A 15,378-nucleotide genomic window follows, 5' to 3' on the forward strand; every position below is an offset into this window, starting at 1 on the left:
CCCCGCCCCGCGCCCGTACCCCCCGGGCGCCCCCCCGGCCCCACACCCGGGGGCCCTCGCGGGTGCCAGCCGGCGCGGGCGGGCGCCACCCCCGGGGGGGCGCGCGGGCGCAGCACCGCTTCAGGAAGCGCGCCAAGCTTGCCGTCGGGATCATCGCGATAGCGCTGGTTCACATCCGCGCCGGCGAGCACGCCGCCCGCACCCAGCCGATTGTCGATAGCGGATAGAAGCTGTTGGGTTTCGGGCGACATCGGCCAATCCTAACCCATGAACGCTGGCCGGTCGAACCCTTGTCCGTGCATGCGCCGCTTGACCATCCGTGGACAATGCGGACAGGGCCGACCGTCCGGCATCGATCGCGATGAGGTCGGATCGACGCCGGACGAAAAGTCATTCTACTGAAGCTTGGCCTGCAGCGCGTTGACATCGTCGGTGGTCATTTCGCCATCGGTGGTCACCTTGCCGTCGACGATCTTCCACAGCCGGAACGGGCCGGTGATGTCGCCAAATTTGTCAAAGGCGACCGGGCCGATGACACCCTCATAGCGGATCGGCTTGCCGTCCTTGATCAGGCCGAGCGCCTTGGCGAACTCTTCCTTGCCGGCAAAGATCGGCGTGCCAGCGGGATCGACCGCCTTGTACATCGCGTCCTTGATCTTGGCCGGCTCCTCCGAACCGGCAATGGCGATTGCGAGGCCAACGATGGCGCCGGCATCGTAGGAGCGGTCGGCCGCCGGGTTGGACGGTTCGATGCCGGAAAATTCCTTGTAGTTTTTGGTGAAATACTCCGTCGAGGCGGTCGGGCTGGTGCCGGAGGATGTGCCGTAAGCTTCCTTCAGGTAATCGGCGCCGACAGACTCGATGAAGTCCGGGCTGTTCATGCCGTCATTGAGCAGGAATTTCTGCACCCCGCCTTGCGAAATCCAGGTCCGGGCAACCGTTGCGCCGTCGACCGGCGTGCTGACTAGATAAAGGCCGTCCGGTTCACCAGCCATTGCCGCCGTGACTTCCGAGGCATAACTCGACTGCTTTTCATTGTAGGGCGTGTCGGAAACGATGGTGCCGCCGAGCGCTTTATAGGCGCGCGAGAACTCGGCCACCATGTTGACGCCGAAGTCGTTGTTGACGTGGATGACCGACAGCTTCTTGAAGCCCTTGTCTATGGCGTATTTGGCGGCGGCGACGCCCTGCAGCGCATCCGAGGTGATGGTGCGGAAGAAGATGCCGTTGGTCTTGCCGTCGCGGCCGAGCGCAGTCAGCGTCGGCGAGGATGACGCCGGCGACACCTGGACGATCTTGGCCGGTGCGGTGACCGAGGTCAGGATCGGGATCGACACCGAGGAAATGATGCCGCCGATGATGACCGGCACCTTCTTGACCTGAACCAGCTGGGTGGCGGCGTCGACCGCGATGTTGCCCTGGCTCTGGCTGTCGCGCGTGTCGGTTGCCAGATCGCAGCCGCGCACGCCGCCGGCGTCGTTGATGTCGCGGAAGGCCATCTCCACCGACTTGGCGCCGGCTTGGCCGTATTCGCCGGCCGGGCCGGTCAGTTCCATGACAAGGCCAACGGTGATCTTGCAGTCGGCGGCCTGTGCCGCACCCGCCATCGTCACAAGAGCAAGTGCTGTGGTGAGTTGGAGTATCGTCTTTGTCATTGTTGTTCCCCTTTCGTTACTCAACTGTATTTGATCTCTGGAGCCTGTTCAGCGTTCCGGCACCTGCAGCCAGGTTTCATGCAGATGCCGCCATTCGACGCCGTTGGGCGCCGATGAACTGGTGGTGAAGACGGCGCTCGACTGGCGGCGGCTGCGCTTGCCGCCGCGCAGCTGGGCCTCGACGTAAAGGACGACGATGGTATCGGCGTCCTGCCAGCCGGGCCGGATGTCGTCGATCGAAATGGCAAAACCGTCGTCGCAAGAGGCGCGGCTTGTACGGACATGATCGACGACCGCGTCCCGATCCAGGACCTGGCCGTCCGGCGCCACCATGCTGAAGTCTTCGCCCATGGCGCGTTCGAAGCGGCCGAAGTCTGCCGTGTTGGCTCGCGCGGCAACGAACCAGTCGACGAAGAAGCGATGCAGGTCGATAACCTCGGCGCTGGCGCGTGAAAACAGGGAGCGCTCGCCGCTCATTTCTTCCCCGCATTGAGGTTGTAGTGCATGATCGAGCCGTGACGGCCGTGACGGTCGCGCTCCAGCGTGTAGACATCACCCTCAAGGCCAGTGCCTTGCGCGATGACGGCTGCAATCCGCGCCCGATCCTCGGCATCGAGCGCGATATCCATGATTTTGGCGTTGGCGAGCGCATGCGCCTGGTTACGAGCGCCGACGATGACAGCGGCGACTTGCGGCTGTTCGAGCACCCAGGCGCTGGCGATGGTGGCGATGTCGACGCCGCGGCGATCGCCAACGGCCTTCAGCGCCTGAAGCAGCTCCTGTAACAGGTCCCAGCCGCCGAAATCATCGATGATGAGTTTGTATTTGACCAGGGAACGGTTTTCGAGCGGCGTGGCGGGCTCGGCCACGCCAAGCCATTTGTCGCTGAGGAAACCACCAGCGACTGAGCCATAGCAGAGGAAGCTGACGCCGTTCTTCGAAGCGACTGCCGCCAGGCTCTTGCTCGGCCGCTGGTCGAGCACCGAGTATTGCAGTTGCTGGCTGACCAGCGGGATGCCGGCGGCGAGGATTTCGGCCAGCCGCGGCGTGTCGAAATTGGTGGTGCCGAGATTGCGCACCTTGCCTTCCAACCGGAGTTCATCGAGCCAGCCCATCGCATCGACATAGCGAGGTTGCGCATAGTCCCACCAGTGGAACTGCACGAGGTCGAGCCGCTCGGTCTTCAGCCGCCGCAGCGACTGGTCGACGATGCCCCTGATATAGTCGCGGCTTATGCTGGCCAGTCGTTCAAGGTCGGGCACCAGCTTGGTGTGCACCTTCATCCTGGCGGCAACATCGAGACCGCGCTCGCTGGCCAGCCGCAGGCGCGCGGCACCGATCAGCTCTTCGACGCCGGTGTAGATGTCAGCGCAATCATAGGTCCAGATGCCGGCGTCGAAGGTTGCGATCAGATCGGCCACCGCTTGGCTGCGGTCGACAGCGCCGTGGCCGCCGGCCAGCTGCCAGCCGCCACGAATGACGCGCGATATCATGTAGCCGGGGCCGAGTTCGAAGGTTTTGGTGGTCATGTCAGGTCATTCTCTTTCGGCAGCGGCACGGCCGTGGTTTCGGCATGGTTGAACCGCCGCTTGCCCATCCTGACGATCCGCAATCGGCTGGCGCAATTGGGATCGGGACAAGCGATCTCGGCGTCCGAGGTCATCCAGTCGTTCCTGTCCGTCGGGCGCTGCTTCGCCGCCAGCAGCGGCAGCACGGCGGCGAGCGAATAAATCGAGAAACCTTGCCCTGCCGGCATCGACAGCATCTCGCCCTTGAGCTCGAAATAGTCGCCAGCCTTGGCACCGCAGTAGATCGGTTTTCCCTCGGGGATGACCGCCTCGACGCGAAGATCGAACAGCTCGAAACTGTCGTCAGCCATTTCAGGCCTCCACCAGGCTGAAAGTGATGTCACAGGCGCCATTGCGGCGGATAACACCGCATGCGGCGGCGAACTGTTCGCGCTCCTTAGGCGGCACCTGCGCCACCACGCTGCCGGCCAGCCAGCCTATCGGGAACAAGAGGCGCGCGCCCTGCCCGTAGTAGAGGCCGATGTCGAAGATCGCATTGGGGTTGCCGCCCCACATGCGCGGCGGCACGAAGGACAGAACGATGTCGCCCGGCTGCGGCGTCAGCGTCGCGTTCTCGGCCGGCAACGGCCTGGCATAGGTCTGGCCCTCGAGATCGGCCGCGGGAACCGGGCAAGAGATTTCCGGCCCTGTCCACATTGCATGGATGCCAGGGACGACACGTGGCGTGCCGAGATATGCCGAGAGGAAGGCAGCGTTTTCCGGTGCCTTCTCGGGCAGCAACAATGCCGTGACGGATAGCTGTGAGCGCGGCTCGGTGATGTTGATGGAGGTCATGTCTGGTCTTTCGCGGCGGCCTGCAGCTTGCTGCGCAGGAAGGTGAAGGGTCGGCTGATGTCGGCGACCAGCGACTCGCGCGCTGCCTGCGCATCCTGCGTGGACAGCGCCGTGACGATTCGGCGGTGATACTGGGCGGTGTCGACCTCGCCGGCTTCTGAGAAGGCGTAGATGGCGACACGAATGCAGGGGCCCGATTGCAGCCAAAGGCTCTCGATCATCGGGATCAGCACGGCCGAACCGCAAGAGCGGTAGATCTCGAAGTGAAAGCTCTGGTTGAGCGTCACTTCGCGATCGACGTCCTTCTTGTGTTTCAGCGCCCGCATCTCGTCCCACTCGCCGAGAATGGTTTCGATGGTGGCGATCTGGCGCGGGCCCATGCGGGGCGCGGCCAGCGCGATCGCCTCGCCCTCGATCAGGATGCGGGCACGCAAGAGATCGTCGAGGCGTTCCAGGGTGATCGGCGGCACGCGCACCGAACGGTTGGGCAGCGCCTCCAGCGCCTTTTCCGTGATCAGCCGGCCGAGCGCCTCGCGCACCGGCATGGTCGAGGTGACCAGCGCATCGGCCAGGCCACGGATGGTCAACACCTGGCTTGGCTCGAACAGGCCGCCGATCAGGGCGCGGCGCAATTCGGAGTAGACGCGGTCCTGCACGGTCTCGCGGCCGACCGGCGCAAGCTGGGCCGCGATCGCCTCGTTGCTCTTTTCGATGGCAGCCTTTTGCATGGAATTCCGTTCTCGGCCGGTTTTCGGCTTGCGGACGAAATTAAAGCCGAATAGCGTGATCAAAGCAAGTGTGATCACAAATCATAATCAGGAGACGGCAACGATCGTCTTCGGCCAGAGGGTTTGATGAGCGAGGCAACCAAACGGCAAGGGGAAACCCGCGCGCCGGTTCTGACGGCAAGGAATGTCGTCAGGCGGTTCGGCGGCCTTGTCGCCGTCAACGATGTCTCGTTCGACGTCAGGGCTGGAGAAATCCTCGGCCTGATCGGCCCCAACGGCGCCGGCAAGACGACGATGTTCGATCTGCTCGCCGGCAGCATATTGCCGACCGGCGGCGAGATCCTTCTCAATGGCACGCCTGTCTCGGGCGAAGCCGCACATCTGCGCATCGGTCGTGGCCTTGGCCGCACCTTCCAGATCCCGCGCCCGCTGCCCAATCTGACACTGATCGAAAACATCATGCTGGCGGCACAGGGCCAGGCCGGCGAAAGGCTGCTCGCCAACTTCGTCACCCCGTGGCGCGTGGCGGCGCAGGAAAGGGCCGCCAGGACAAAGGCGCTCGAACTGCTGGAACTGGTCACCCTCACCCATCTCGCGCATGAGCCGGCGCGCGTGCTTTCCGGCGGCCAGCGCAAGCTGCTCGAACTCGCCCGCGTCATGATGGCAGACCCGGCGATCATCCTGCTCGACGAACCGGCGGCCGGCGTCAACGCAACGCTGCTCGAAGTCATCATCGACCGCATCCGCGACATCAATGCGCGAGGCATCACCTTCCTGCTGATCGAGCACAACATCGACATGGTGACGCGGCTCTGCCATCGCGTCCTCGTCATGGCGAGCGGCCAGTTGCTCAGCGAAGGCACGGCCGAACAGGTCGCACGCGACCCGCGCGTCATCGAGGCCTATCTCGGAGGCGCGGCATGAGCGAGACCGTCCTCGATGTCCGTGATCTCGAAGCCGGCTATGAACCCGGCGTGCCGATCGTGCGTGGCGCCTCGATCACCGTCGGCAGGGGCGAGATCGTCGTCGTGCTCGGCCCCAACGGCGCCGGCAAGTCGAGCTTCATCAAGGCTATCGCCGGCCTCGTCCCGATCAGCCGCGGCACGGTGCTTCTGGACGGCAATGACATCACTGCCGCGCCCGCGCACACCATGGTGCGGCTAGGCCTGGCCTTCGTGCCGCAGACCGAAAACATTTTTCCTCTCATGTCGGTCGAGGACAATCTGAAAGTCGCATGCGGCATCCTCGAACGGCGCGAGATTCCTGCGCGCATCGAGGAGATGTATGTGGCGTTTCCCGACCTCGTCCGCCAGCGGCGAACCGCCGCCGGCAACCTTTCGGGCGGGCAACGGCAGATGCTGGCCGTCGCACGGGCGCTGATCGTCCACCCCAAGGTGCTGGTGCTCGACGAGCCGTCGGCCGGCCTGTCGCCGAAATTCGTCTCGATGGTGTTCGAGATGCTGGCCGGCATCCGCAAATCCAGCGTCACCATCCTCCTGGTGGAACAGAACGCCAAGGCAGCGCTCGCCATCGGCGACCGCGCCTATGTACTGGTCGAAGGCAAGGACCGGCACGAGGGTGTCGCTTCCGAACTGTGGAACGATCCGATGATCGCCGAACTCTATCTCGGCCAGCGCCCGCTGCATGTCGAGAAAGGAGGTGCGGCATGAACCTGCAATTTGTCGTCGACGGGCTGCTGACCGGTTCGATGATCGGCCTCGGTGCCATCGGCGTGACGCTCACCTATTCGATCCTGCGCTTCTCGAACTTTGCCCATGGCGACTTCATGGCCTGGGGCACCTATGCGACATTGGCCGTCGTCAGCGCCATCGGCGCGATGGTCGGCAAGGTGGCACCCATTGCTCCCCTCTCCTTCGGCTGGCCGCTGATTGTCGCATTGGTCGTGGGCATGGCCTTCACCGCCCTGCTGGCGCTGCTGCTCGACAAGGTGCTATTCGCGCGGCTGCGCTCACAAGGCCAGGCGATCATCGTGGTGATGGCGAGCTTCGGTGCCTCGATGGCGCTGAGAAGCCTGCTTGAATTCACCTTCAGCTCGCGGCCGACCTATTTCAGCCGGGCGATTCAGATCGCCATGCCGATCGGCTTCGGCATCCGCATCACCCCCGACCAGATCGCCTTGCTGATGCTGACCGCCGTGCTGGTGCTCGGCGTGCATCTGTTGATGACGCGCACGCAGACCGGCCGCTCGATGCAGGCCCTGAGCCAGAATGCGGCATTGGCCCGCATCGTCGGCATCGACGTCGCCAGCGTGGTGCGCGTCACCTGGGTCATCGGCGGGGCGCTCGCCTGCGTGGCCGGCGTGATGATCGGCATTCTGGTGCAGATCCGCCCATTCATGGGCTTCGACATGCTGCTGCCGATGTTTGCCGCCGCTATCCTCGGCGGCATCGGCAGCATCCCGGGCGCCGTACTCGGCGGCTTGATCATCGGGCTGGCCGAAGCCGGCGCGGTGCAACTGATCGGCGCCGAATGGCGCGCCGCGGTCTCCTTCATCATCCTGATGGCGGTGCTGTTCGTGCGGCCGATCGGCCTGTTTGGTGTGAGGGAACGCTGATGGACCTGCTCGGCTACGGCGCCTTCTTCCTGACCACCGCGCTGATTTTTTCGCTGGTCACGCTGGGGCTCAATCTGCAATGGGGGCTGACCGGCCTGTTCAATGTCGGCCTCGCCGGCTTCGTCGCCATCGGCGCCTATACATCGGCGCTGCTGACGACACCGGACGATGCCGCCCGGCTTGGCGGCTTCGGCCTGCCGATCCTTGTCGGCTGGGCAGGCGCCATGGTCATCGGCGGCATCGCCGCGGCCCTTACCGGCATGGCGACGCTGCGGCTGCGATCCGACTATCTGGCGATCACCACCTTCGGCGTCGCCGTCGTCGTGCAACTGGTCGCGCTCAACGCGCAGAAGCTGACCGGCGGACCGTTCGGCATCGGCTTCATCCCGCGCCCCTTCGGCAGCCTGGCCGAGACGCCGCTGCTGTTCAACCTGTCGAATCTTGCCGTCGTTTCGGTGGTGACGCTGATCGCCTACCTCGCTCTGGAGCATCTGTCGCGCAGCCCTTGGGGGCGCGTGCTGAAGGCGCTGCGCGAGGACGAACGGGCAGCGATTTCGTTGGGCAAGAGCGCGCGTTTCTACCGCGTCCAGGCCTTTGCCGTCGGCGGCGCCATCATGGCGCTGGCCGGCGCGCTGCAGGCGCACTTCACCGGCTTCATCGCGCCGGACAATTACCTGCCGATCCTGACCTTCCAGGTCTGGGTGATGCTGATCGTCGGCGGCTCGGGCAGCAATCTCGGCGCCGTCATCGGCAGCATCCTGGTGTGGGCGATATGGGCGGGGTCAGGCACGCTGACCAGCATCCTGTTCCCGCCGGAACAGCAGGCGCGCGCCGCCGCGCTGCAGATCGCCGCCATCGGCGTCATGCTCTGCGTCATCCTGCTGATCCGGCCGAACGGCCTGTTCGGCGACAGGCCACGGCGGCCATGGTTCGGCAGGCGGACGAAGATCGCTCAGGCCAAGAGCAGTTCCGGGTCATGAATGCCGTGCCCCGGCAGGAAACGCATAACGCTTCGCTCTGGCATGCGGTCAGCCGCAATCGCCGCGAGCGGCCCGCGCTGCAAGGCGGGCTCGATGTCCACCTCGCCATTGTCGGCGGCGGTTTTTCCGGTCTATCGACCGCGCTGCACGCGACCGGGAAAGGGCTTTCCGTCGCCGTTCTCGAAGCCGAATTCATCGCCTGGGGCGCGACCGGCAGGAATGCAGGCTTCGTCGTGCCGAATTTCGCCAAGATGGACCCGACCGACATACTGGCCCATCTCGGGCCTTCACGTGGCGAAAGGCTGATCGATTTCGCTGCCGGCAGCGCCGACCTCGTCTTCGATCTGATTCGGCGGCACGGCATAAACTGCGACGCCTTGCAGAACGGATGGATTCAGCCGGCGCATTCGCTCGCCGCGTTCGAGAAGGTCAAATCACGCGCCGGGCAATGGGCTCAACGTGGCCGGCCGGCAGTCACATTGGATCGGCAGGAGGTCGAGGCGCTGACGGGCGTGCCAGGCTATGTCGGCGGCTGGATGGATCGTTCTGGCGGCGTACTCAATCCGGTCGAATACGCGCACGGGCTCGCCGATGCGGCGGAGAAAGCCGGCGCGAAGATCTTCGAGCGGACGCGCGTCACCTCGGTTGATGGCATAGCCGATGATTGGATGCTGAAAACGCCTTCGGGATCGGTACGCGCTGCCAAGGTGTTGATCGCCACCAACGCCTATGGCTGGTCCCTCAATCCGTCATTGCAGCGAACCTATTTCCCGCTGAAAGTCTTCCAGGTCGCCACGGCGCCGCTGTCGCGCGAAGTCCGCAGCCGGTTGCTTCCCGGCGGGCAAGGTGTCGGCGACACCAGGCGCAATCTGTTCACCTTCCGCTTCGACGCCGAAAACCGGCTAATCAGCGGCGGTATGCATATTCTTGGCGCCGGCGCCGAGAGCCGCGTGCCGCAGACGATCTGGCGGCGGCTTGGCCGGCATCTCGACTTGCCTGACCTGCCGCCACTTGCCTACAGCTGGTCCGGAATGGCTGCCGTCGAACCGGATTTCCTGCCGCATCTGATCGACCTCGGGTCGGGCCTGATCGCCGGTCGTGCCTGCAACGGCCGCGGCATCGCCATGACGACGGCAATGGGCAAGGTGCTGGCCGATTGGGCCGCTGGAACCGACGCCCGCGACCTGCCGCTGCCTTTCGGGCCGCCGGCGCCAATCCCGTTCCATGCCTTGCTGCGCCACGCGCCCAACATGTTGCTCGGCTGGAGCATGCTGCGCGACCGGTTGGACGATACGAATCTGGTTCTTCGAGCGTGAGCGCTTCGCGGAGGAATATGCCCGCCGCGCAACGAGTGGTTATCGGTACGTCGGAGGATCGTCAGCTTAATTTGTTTGCTGCGGTCATCAGCGTCCGGAGGAGTGGGGACGGCGAGCGACTCTGCCCACACTAGATTCTGAACAGGCGCCTCATCGCCGCAATATCGGACGGCGATCTCGCACTTCCAATGTAGGAGCGGCGTCATTTTGGCACGTGACCAGTTGATGGCCTCGCACTAGCTCGTAACCGCACCGGGCTCAATCGAATTGCTCGTTGTGCTGCGGACAACGGCGTCATCACCCAATGAGTCAATCGCCTTCGTGTTCTCGCATCTTGCGTTCCACACCGCCTTTTTTGCGACTTTCGAAGCACAAGTAATGAATACGGGATGACGGGGTATTCGGTTCAGATTCGCCGCTAACGTCAGCTTTGCGCCTCATGCACGAACCCGCTTCGCGGGAGGGGCGCCTCGTTCTGAGATGGTGCGACAGGCATTGGTCTTGAGCAGGTAGAGCCCGCGATCCGACCATGGAGTTCCCTTCAGCGAGAGGAACTGGCCATGGCTACCTTGTCGACCGATGCTCCGACCACGCCGCTTCGCCAGCGCATGCAGCAGGACATGCTGATGCGGGGTCTGGGACCGCATACGCAGCAGGACTACATTCGTCATGTCCGGCGCTTCGCCGCGTTCCTTGTCTGCGCTCCCGACACGGCGACGATCGAGGACATCCGGCGCTTCCAGTTGCATCAGCATGAGAACGGCCTGGGCCCGGCGACCATCGCGTTGAGGAAGCGGCGCGGCTGCTCGAAGCGGCGCCAGGCATCAAATACAAGGCCGCGCTCGGTGTCGCCTATGGCGCTGGTCTGCGCGTGTCCGAGGTCGCGCACCTCAAGGTCGACGACATCGACTCCACACGCATGCTGATCCGCGTTGAACAGGGCAAGGGACGCAGGGACCGCATCGCCATGCTCTCGCCGCAACTGCTGGAACAGCTGCGGCTGTGGTGGCGCGAAGGCAAGCGGCGCGGGGTGATGCTCCCCATGGCTGGGTGTTCCCGGGGCGTAATTGCATCGCGCCTGTCTCGTCGCGGCAACTGCACCGCGCGGTCAGGAAGCATCCGACGTCGGCATCTCCGCAACATGCACCCTTCCAACCTCCGAGAATACTACTTCACCGGACCACGTGTAATGGTCGTGAGTTCTGCGATCACGTCAAACGCCTTGATGCTCAACGTCGGGTCCCCTTTCATCTCCGCAATAATTGGCCCGTCCAAGAAGGCTTTCACTGCGGCATCATCGTCGAATAGGTAGACCCCGCCAGCTTCGCTTTGGGCCTCGTTTATGATCCAGACCTTCCAGCGCAGGCCAGGTATGTCCGCGATGGGTTGAGCATAGGGCAGGTTTTCTCTCTCGTACTCGGCCCTCGGCCCGTTGAGCTTGTAGTTGATTTGCAGGATTTTAGCCGACATGTCTTTCCTCCCTCAGTAGTTGACGTTGCGCGGCCACAAGCGACCCGCCATGCGTCCCTTGTTGCGTCCGAGCGAACGATCAGGAAAGTGCCCGACACGCGCAGTACGGTCCGGCCTAGTCTCGTTTGCGTCATCTTACGCCAGGTCATGGTAACCTCCGTTGATCGGGGATGCTCGAATGACAACCACCATGACGGCAGAAGGCGGGAAGGCGCCATGGCAGCTTCGGAAGCGTACCGCTTCCGATTGTGAACTGGCCTTAGACCTCCGCAAGGCCTAACCTGCGGCAGGGAGCGCTCAGCCATGACGCGACGGCCTTACGGATTGGTCTGCCCGATCTCGCGCGCCTGCGAGTTCCTGGAGCCGCGCTGGACGATCCAAATCCTGACCGAGCTCTGGAACGGCTCGACCCGCTTCAATGACATTCGCAAGGGGGTGGGCAACGTCTCGTCCGCCCTCTTGTCTAGGCGGCTCAAGGAGATGGAAGCGTTGGGCCTGGTCGAGCGCGTCGAGGACGGAGCGACGGGCACCATCGGCTATTTCCGCACAGAGAAGGCGATCAAGCTCGAGCCGGCGATGAATGCGCTGGCGGAATGGGCGCAATGCAACATCGAGGCGGAAATCGCGCTCGGCGACGTGGATGTTTCGACCCTCATGTGGGCCGTGCGGCGAAAGATCGACCTCGCTGAACTGCCGCGGCGGCGCGCCGTCATCCGCTTCCATTTCCGCGACGATCCCCCACCGAAGTGTCCCCATTACTGGTTTGTGGTCGAGCCAGGCGCGGACTTGCCCGAGCTATGCTCGCTCGACCCCCGCCGGGACGTCGATCTTTACGTCGAGACCAGCGTTGTTTCGCTGGGGGCCATCCTGGAGGGCCGCTCCAGCATCGAGCGTGAGAAAGAAAGGGGTGGCCTTTTCTTGAGCGGCGACCCCGGCCTTGCCCGCGGCATGGATCGTTGGCTGCGAACTTCGGTATATGCGGCGCTTGAGGGAATCGTCCAGCTTTCTTGAAAGCCATTGCCATTGTTGCGCACTGAAAGCCGCCAGTCCGCATTCGGCCCCCCAGAGCGCGCTGGCCGGACTGGACCACCCACGCGGCATCCTCGTCACCGCAGGGTGAGGCTAACGAACCGCATGCTCGACATGGCGGAGAAATCCACTCGATGTCGGCTTGCCGCGATTTTGATCGATCTCGCGTGCTCACCGGCTGATGGGTGGGTGAAGTCGGCGTCCCCAATGCGCTTTTCCCAAGCTTGTGGTACTGATCAGTCGTGCAGTGTGATGCGCCCGAGCATGGGAGGACGGTCATGGACCGTAAGCTTGCTGCAATTCTCGCCGCGGACGTCGTTGGCTACTCCGCACTGATGGAGCAGGACGAACAGGGCACGTTCGAGCGTGTCAAGGCGGGCCGTAAGGAACTGTTCGAACCCGAGATCGCCCGCCACCATGGCCATATCTTCAAGCTCATGGGCGACGGTCTGCTGGCAGAGTTCTCTAGCGTCATGGACGCCGTCGAATGCGCCGTGGCGCTTCAAGGAGGCCTCGCAGAGCGCAATGCGGCCGTTCCCGAGGATCAGCGCTTCCAGGTGCGTATCGGCGTCAATCTGGGCGAGGTGATCGTCGAGGGCGACGACCGCTTCGGCGAAGGAGTCAACATAGCTGCGCGCCTGGAGCAGATCGCGGAGCCTGGCGGCATCTACGTGTCCGGCAAGGTGGCCAAGGAAGTGGAGAAGAAGCTTGCCTTCGCCTTCGAGGCCATGGGCGAGCAGCGCGTGAAGAACATCGCCGAACCTGTGCCGGTCTACCGGGTGAATCTGCATGGGCAGCCTCGGCGCCGCCTGCTCAAGGCTCGGCGCTTGCGCGACAGATGGCTAATACTGGCGAGGTTGGCTGCAGTTGTGGCGGTAGCCCTCGGTGCAGTTCTTGGCATCCAGGGCTGGTGGAAATCATCGGGTGTGGCTGTCGATTACGCGTCGATTGCCGTCCTGCCGTTCGACAACCTCGGCAAGGACCCCAAATGGGATCGGATCGCTGACGGGATTACGGAAGACATCATCACCGACCTGTCCCAATCGGACCATGTTCTCGTCATCGCACGCCACTCGACCGACGTTTACAAGGGCAAGGCCGTGGACGTCCGCCAGGTCGGCGCCGATCTGGGCGTGAGGTATGTTCTCACGGGTGGCTTGCAGGCGAACGGCGATCGCGTTCGCATCACGGCGCAGCTTGTCGACGCTGCCACAGGCGCCGACCTTTGGTCCGAGCGCTACGACCGATCCGGCGAGGATATCTTCGCGGTGCAGAGCGACGTCACTGCGAAGATCGCAAATACCTTGGGGTCACAAGTCGGTGTCATTCGCAAATCGCAATTGAAACTCGCCCAGCACAAGCCACCCAATAGTCTGACGGCTTATGACACCCTTTTGATGGCCGACCAGATGGCCTTCACCCCGGTGGGAGGTATCACCAAGGATGGGTTGATCGAAGCAGAGAAGCTGTTCCACAAGGCCATAGACCTCGATCCGCAGATGGCACGGGCCTACGTCGGTTTAGCCTACGTCTATAGCTACATGTTTGGCTATGGGTTTGCTGTTTCTCCTGAACAGGCACTGTCAAAGCAGTTGGAGGCTGCCCGAAAAGCCGTGGAGCTCGATCCCAACAGCAACAAGGCCCATGGCGCACTCGGCCAGGCCCTCGCCTGGAATGGTGAGGGGGCGCAAGCCCTTGTCGAGTTTGACAAGGCGGAATCCCTCGCGCCAAACGACGCCGACACTCTTGCGCTGATTGCCATGAATATTAATCAAGAAGATACCGCACGGGCCGTTCGCCTCTCGGAACGAGCTATTTTGCTAAATCCTTACTACACAAACTGGTATAATATTAGTCTTTACTGGTCGTACTTTTTTAGCGAACAGTTTGATAAATCGCTTAAGTATGTAAAGCTTTACCAAAACCCTTCGCTCAATGAGATATCATTTACTGCGATGCTGTATGGTTACCTGAACCAGCCGAACGAGGCGAAGAAAGTAGCTGAGGAGGTGCTCGAACAAGACCCCGGGTGGACCGCAGAGAAGTTTGTGACCAAGTGGTCAATCGCCCCCGGGCACAATTCAGAGCTGGTTGCAGAAGGCGCACGGAAGGCCGGACTCCGGGCCTGCGCGACCGCGGCGGAGCTCAAAGGCAACCCCAACATGATCCACATGAAATCGTGCGATGCAGAGCGCGCCAAGGCGGCATCGGGCTGATCTAGCGCGTAGTCGGCATGAAGCCGCTCCGCCCCGCCCAAAGCGCGATCGCCGTCGGTCCGGGTTCGAGGCAGGTCGGCGAAGGGGTAGAGCTGGCGCGAAGCAGCCCGCGCTATTGTTGGACGCGAAGGTCGGCTCTCTCCCCACGTCCCGCAGGGCTGTCCGGGGAAAGTTTTGAGTGAATCGAAATGCCGCATGTGCATGCCCCGTAAAACGGGGTTTGTCCGTCTTCTCTCTGGTTGTCGAGACTCAGAAAAGGAACGGGGCATGCGCTTTGCACCTAGCATCTTCGGGCAGCTTCTTGAAGCCATGGATCGCCGTCAATTCCAAGCCATTGTGGATCGTCACGACGGCGATGCCTACGACAAATCGTTCAGGAGTTGGGATCATCTGGTGGTGTTGATCTATGCTCAGTTCTGCGGCAGCGACAGCCTGCGTGGCCTGGAAGCCGGTTGGAATGCCAACAGCCAGCATCATTACCACCTGGGCAGCGGTCCGCTGATGCGTTCGACCTTGTCGGATGCCAACAGACGGCGCCCGGTCGCCATTTTTGCCGAGGCCTTCAGCCTGGTGGCGGGCCTGCTCGACCGGCAGACGCGGCAAGAGGGTAAAGAAATGCTGCGGCTGATCGATTCGACCCCCATTCCGCTCGGCAAGCTGTGCGAGTGGGCCAAGTCGAACGGACGCATCCGCGGCATGAAGGTCCATGTCGTCTATGACCCGAAGGCCGACCATCCGCGCGTCCTCGACATCACCGACGCCAACGTCAACGACGCCCAGATCGGCCGCCGGATCACCATCGAGCCCGCGGCGACCTATGTGTTCGACAAGGGCTATTGCCACTATGGCTGGTGGACGGCGATCGCCGAGGCCGGGTCGGTCTTCGTGACGCGGCCCAAGACCAACATGGGGCTGGCGCAGCTGTGCAACCGCCCCGTGGCCGAGCCGCAGGGCGACGGCTTCCTGGTCCTGGAAGACAGTGAGGTGAACCTGGTCAGCAAGGGCGCTTGCAAGCTGCCGATACGCCTGCGGCGCCTGCGCATCCA

The 15,378-nt window shown here is 63.2% G+C and carries 16 protein-coding genes and 2 pseudogenes; 10 read left to right on the forward strand and 8 right to left on the reverse strand.

Translation table 11 applies throughout. The features are described 5' to 3' along the window. The 7 genes and pseudogenes from NKH57_RS31575 to NKH57_RS31605 form a co-directional block, all read right to left on the reverse strand. A pseudogene (locus NKH57_RS31575) lies at nt 1-251 on the reverse strand (FAD-binding oxidoreductase); the annotation flags it as partial. Between the two features lie 144 nt (nt 252-395). Next, on the reverse strand, nt 396-1,655 hold the full coding sequence (locus NKH57_RS31580; RefSeq protein WP_352950153.1) for an ABC transporter substrate-binding protein: 1,260 nt from the start codon (nt 1,653-1,655) through the stop codon (nt 396-398). Between the two features lie 48 nt (nt 1,656-1,703). Next, complete coding sequence (locus tag NKH57_RS31585; protein ID WP_023762415.1) at nt 1,704-2,132, reverse strand: DUF4440 domain-containing protein; 429 nt, start codon at nt 2,130-2,132, stop codon at nt 1,704-1,706. Then, complete coding sequence (locus NKH57_RS31590; protein ID WP_023762416.1) at nt 2,129-3,184, reverse strand: aldo/keto reductase; 1,056 nt, start codon at nt 3,182-3,184, stop codon at nt 2,129-2,131. Before NKH57_RS31590 ends, NKH57_RS31585 begins: the two co-directional genes overlap by 4 nt. Continuing rightward, nucleotides 3,181-3,534: a TIGR04076 family protein gene (locus tag NKH57_RS31595; protein WP_023762417.1), complete on the reverse strand. Its 354-nt coding sequence runs from the start codon at nt 3,532-3,534 to the stop codon at nt 3,181-3,183. The genes NKH57_RS31590 and NKH57_RS31595 overlap by 4 nt, the downstream gene beginning before the upstream one ends. A gap of 1 nt (nt 3,535) precedes the next feature. Then, nucleotides 3,536-4,018, reverse strand: a complete 483-nt coding sequence (locus NKH57_RS31600; RefSeq protein ID WP_352950156.1) for a DUF3830 family protein — start codon at nt 4,016-4,018, stop codon at nt 3,536-3,538. Next, nucleotides 4,015-4,746: a GntR family transcriptional regulator gene (locus NKH57_RS31605; protein ID WP_352950158.1), complete on the reverse strand. Its 732-nt coding sequence runs from the start codon at nt 4,744-4,746 to the stop codon at nt 4,015-4,017. The genes NKH57_RS31600 and NKH57_RS31605 overlap by 4 nt, the downstream gene beginning before the upstream one ends. 126 nt (nt 4,747-4,872) lie before the next feature. On the opposite strand from NKH57_RS31605, the gene NKH57_RS31610 reads away from it, so the two are divergent. The 7 genes from NKH57_RS31610 (at nt 4,873) to NKH57_RS33945 (ending at nt 10,929) form a co-directional block, all read left to right on the forward strand. Continuing rightward, entirely contained in the window at nt 4,873-5,670 is a 798-nt protein-coding gene (locus NKH57_RS31610) for an ABC transporter ATP-binding protein (RefSeq protein ID WP_352950160.1), read from the forward strand. After that, nucleotides 5,667-6,416, forward strand: coding sequence for a branched-chain amino acid ABC transporter ATP-binding protein (locus tag NKH57_RS31615; protein WP_023762421.1), 750 nt, complete (start codon nt 5,667-5,669; stop codon nt 6,414-6,416). Before NKH57_RS31610 ends, NKH57_RS31615 begins: the two co-directional genes overlap by 4 nt. Next, nucleotides 6,413-7,321 (forward strand): branched-chain amino acid ABC transporter permease, encoded by a 909-nt coding sequence (locus tag NKH57_RS31620; protein ID WP_352950162.1) that lies wholly within the window; start codon nt 6,413-6,415, stop codon nt 7,319-7,321. Before NKH57_RS31615 ends, NKH57_RS31620 begins: the two co-directional genes overlap by 4 nt. Beyond that, nucleotides 7,318-8,301: a branched-chain amino acid ABC transporter permease gene (locus NKH57_RS31625; protein ID WP_352732551.1), complete on the forward strand. Its 984-nt coding sequence runs from the start codon at nt 7,318-7,320 to the stop codon at nt 8,299-8,301. The genes NKH57_RS31620 and NKH57_RS31625 overlap by 4 nt, the downstream gene beginning before the upstream one ends. Then, nucleotides 8,298-9,617 carry an NAD(P)/FAD-dependent oxidoreductase gene (locus NKH57_RS31630; protein ID WP_352950164.1) on the forward strand — a complete coding sequence of 440 codons (1,320 nt, stop codon included), beginning with the start codon at nt 8,298-8,300 and terminating at the stop codon, nt 9,615-9,617. Before NKH57_RS31625 ends, NKH57_RS31630 begins: the two co-directional genes overlap by 4 nt. A gap of 560 nt (nt 9,618-10,177) precedes the next feature. Next, entirely contained in the window at nt 10,178-10,543 is a 366-nt protein-coding gene (locus tag NKH57_RS31635; protein ID WP_352950166.1) for a phage integrase N-terminal SAM-like domain-containing protein, read from the forward strand. Then, on the forward strand, nt 10,441-10,929 hold the full coding sequence (locus NKH57_RS33945) for a tyrosine-type recombinase/integrase (protein ID WP_502907358.1): 489 nt from the start codon (nt 10,441-10,443) through the stop codon (nt 10,927-10,929). The genes NKH57_RS31635 and NKH57_RS33945 overlap by 103 nt, the downstream gene beginning before the upstream one ends. Here NKH57_RS33945 and NKH57_RS31645 read toward each other — a convergent pair. Continuing rightward, nucleotides 10,854-11,087 (reverse strand): annotated as a pseudogene (locus NKH57_RS31645) (YdhR family protein); the annotation flags it as partial. The gene NKH57_RS33945 and the pseudogene NKH57_RS31645 overlap by 76 nt on opposite strands. A gap of 324 nt (nt 11,088-11,411) precedes the next feature. On the opposite strand from NKH57_RS31645, the gene NKH57_RS31650 reads away from it, so the two are divergent. From NKH57_RS31650 to NKH57_RS31660, 3 genes are all read left to right on the forward strand, one after another. Beyond that, nucleotides 11,412-12,098: a winged helix-turn-helix transcriptional regulator gene (locus NKH57_RS31650; protein WP_352950168.1), complete on the forward strand. Its 687-nt coding sequence runs from the start codon at nt 11,412-11,414 to the stop codon at nt 12,096-12,098. A gap of 296 nt (nt 12,099-12,394) precedes the next feature. Further along, complete coding sequence (locus NKH57_RS31655; protein ID WP_352950170.1) at nt 12,395-14,332, forward strand: adenylate/guanylate cyclase domain-containing protein; 1,938 nt, start codon at nt 12,395-12,397, stop codon at nt 14,330-14,332. Between the two features lie 267 nt (nt 14,333-14,599). Beyond that, on the forward strand, nt 14,600-15,378 hold a 779-nt coding region (locus NKH57_RS31660; protein ID WP_352950173.1), incomplete at its 3' end, for an IS4 family transposase.

The sequence above is a fragment of the Mesorhizobium sp. M1050 genome, assembly GCF_040318715.1.
Lineage (GTDB): Bacteria > Pseudomonadota > Alphaproteobacteria > Rhizobiales > Rhizobiaceae > Mesorhizobium.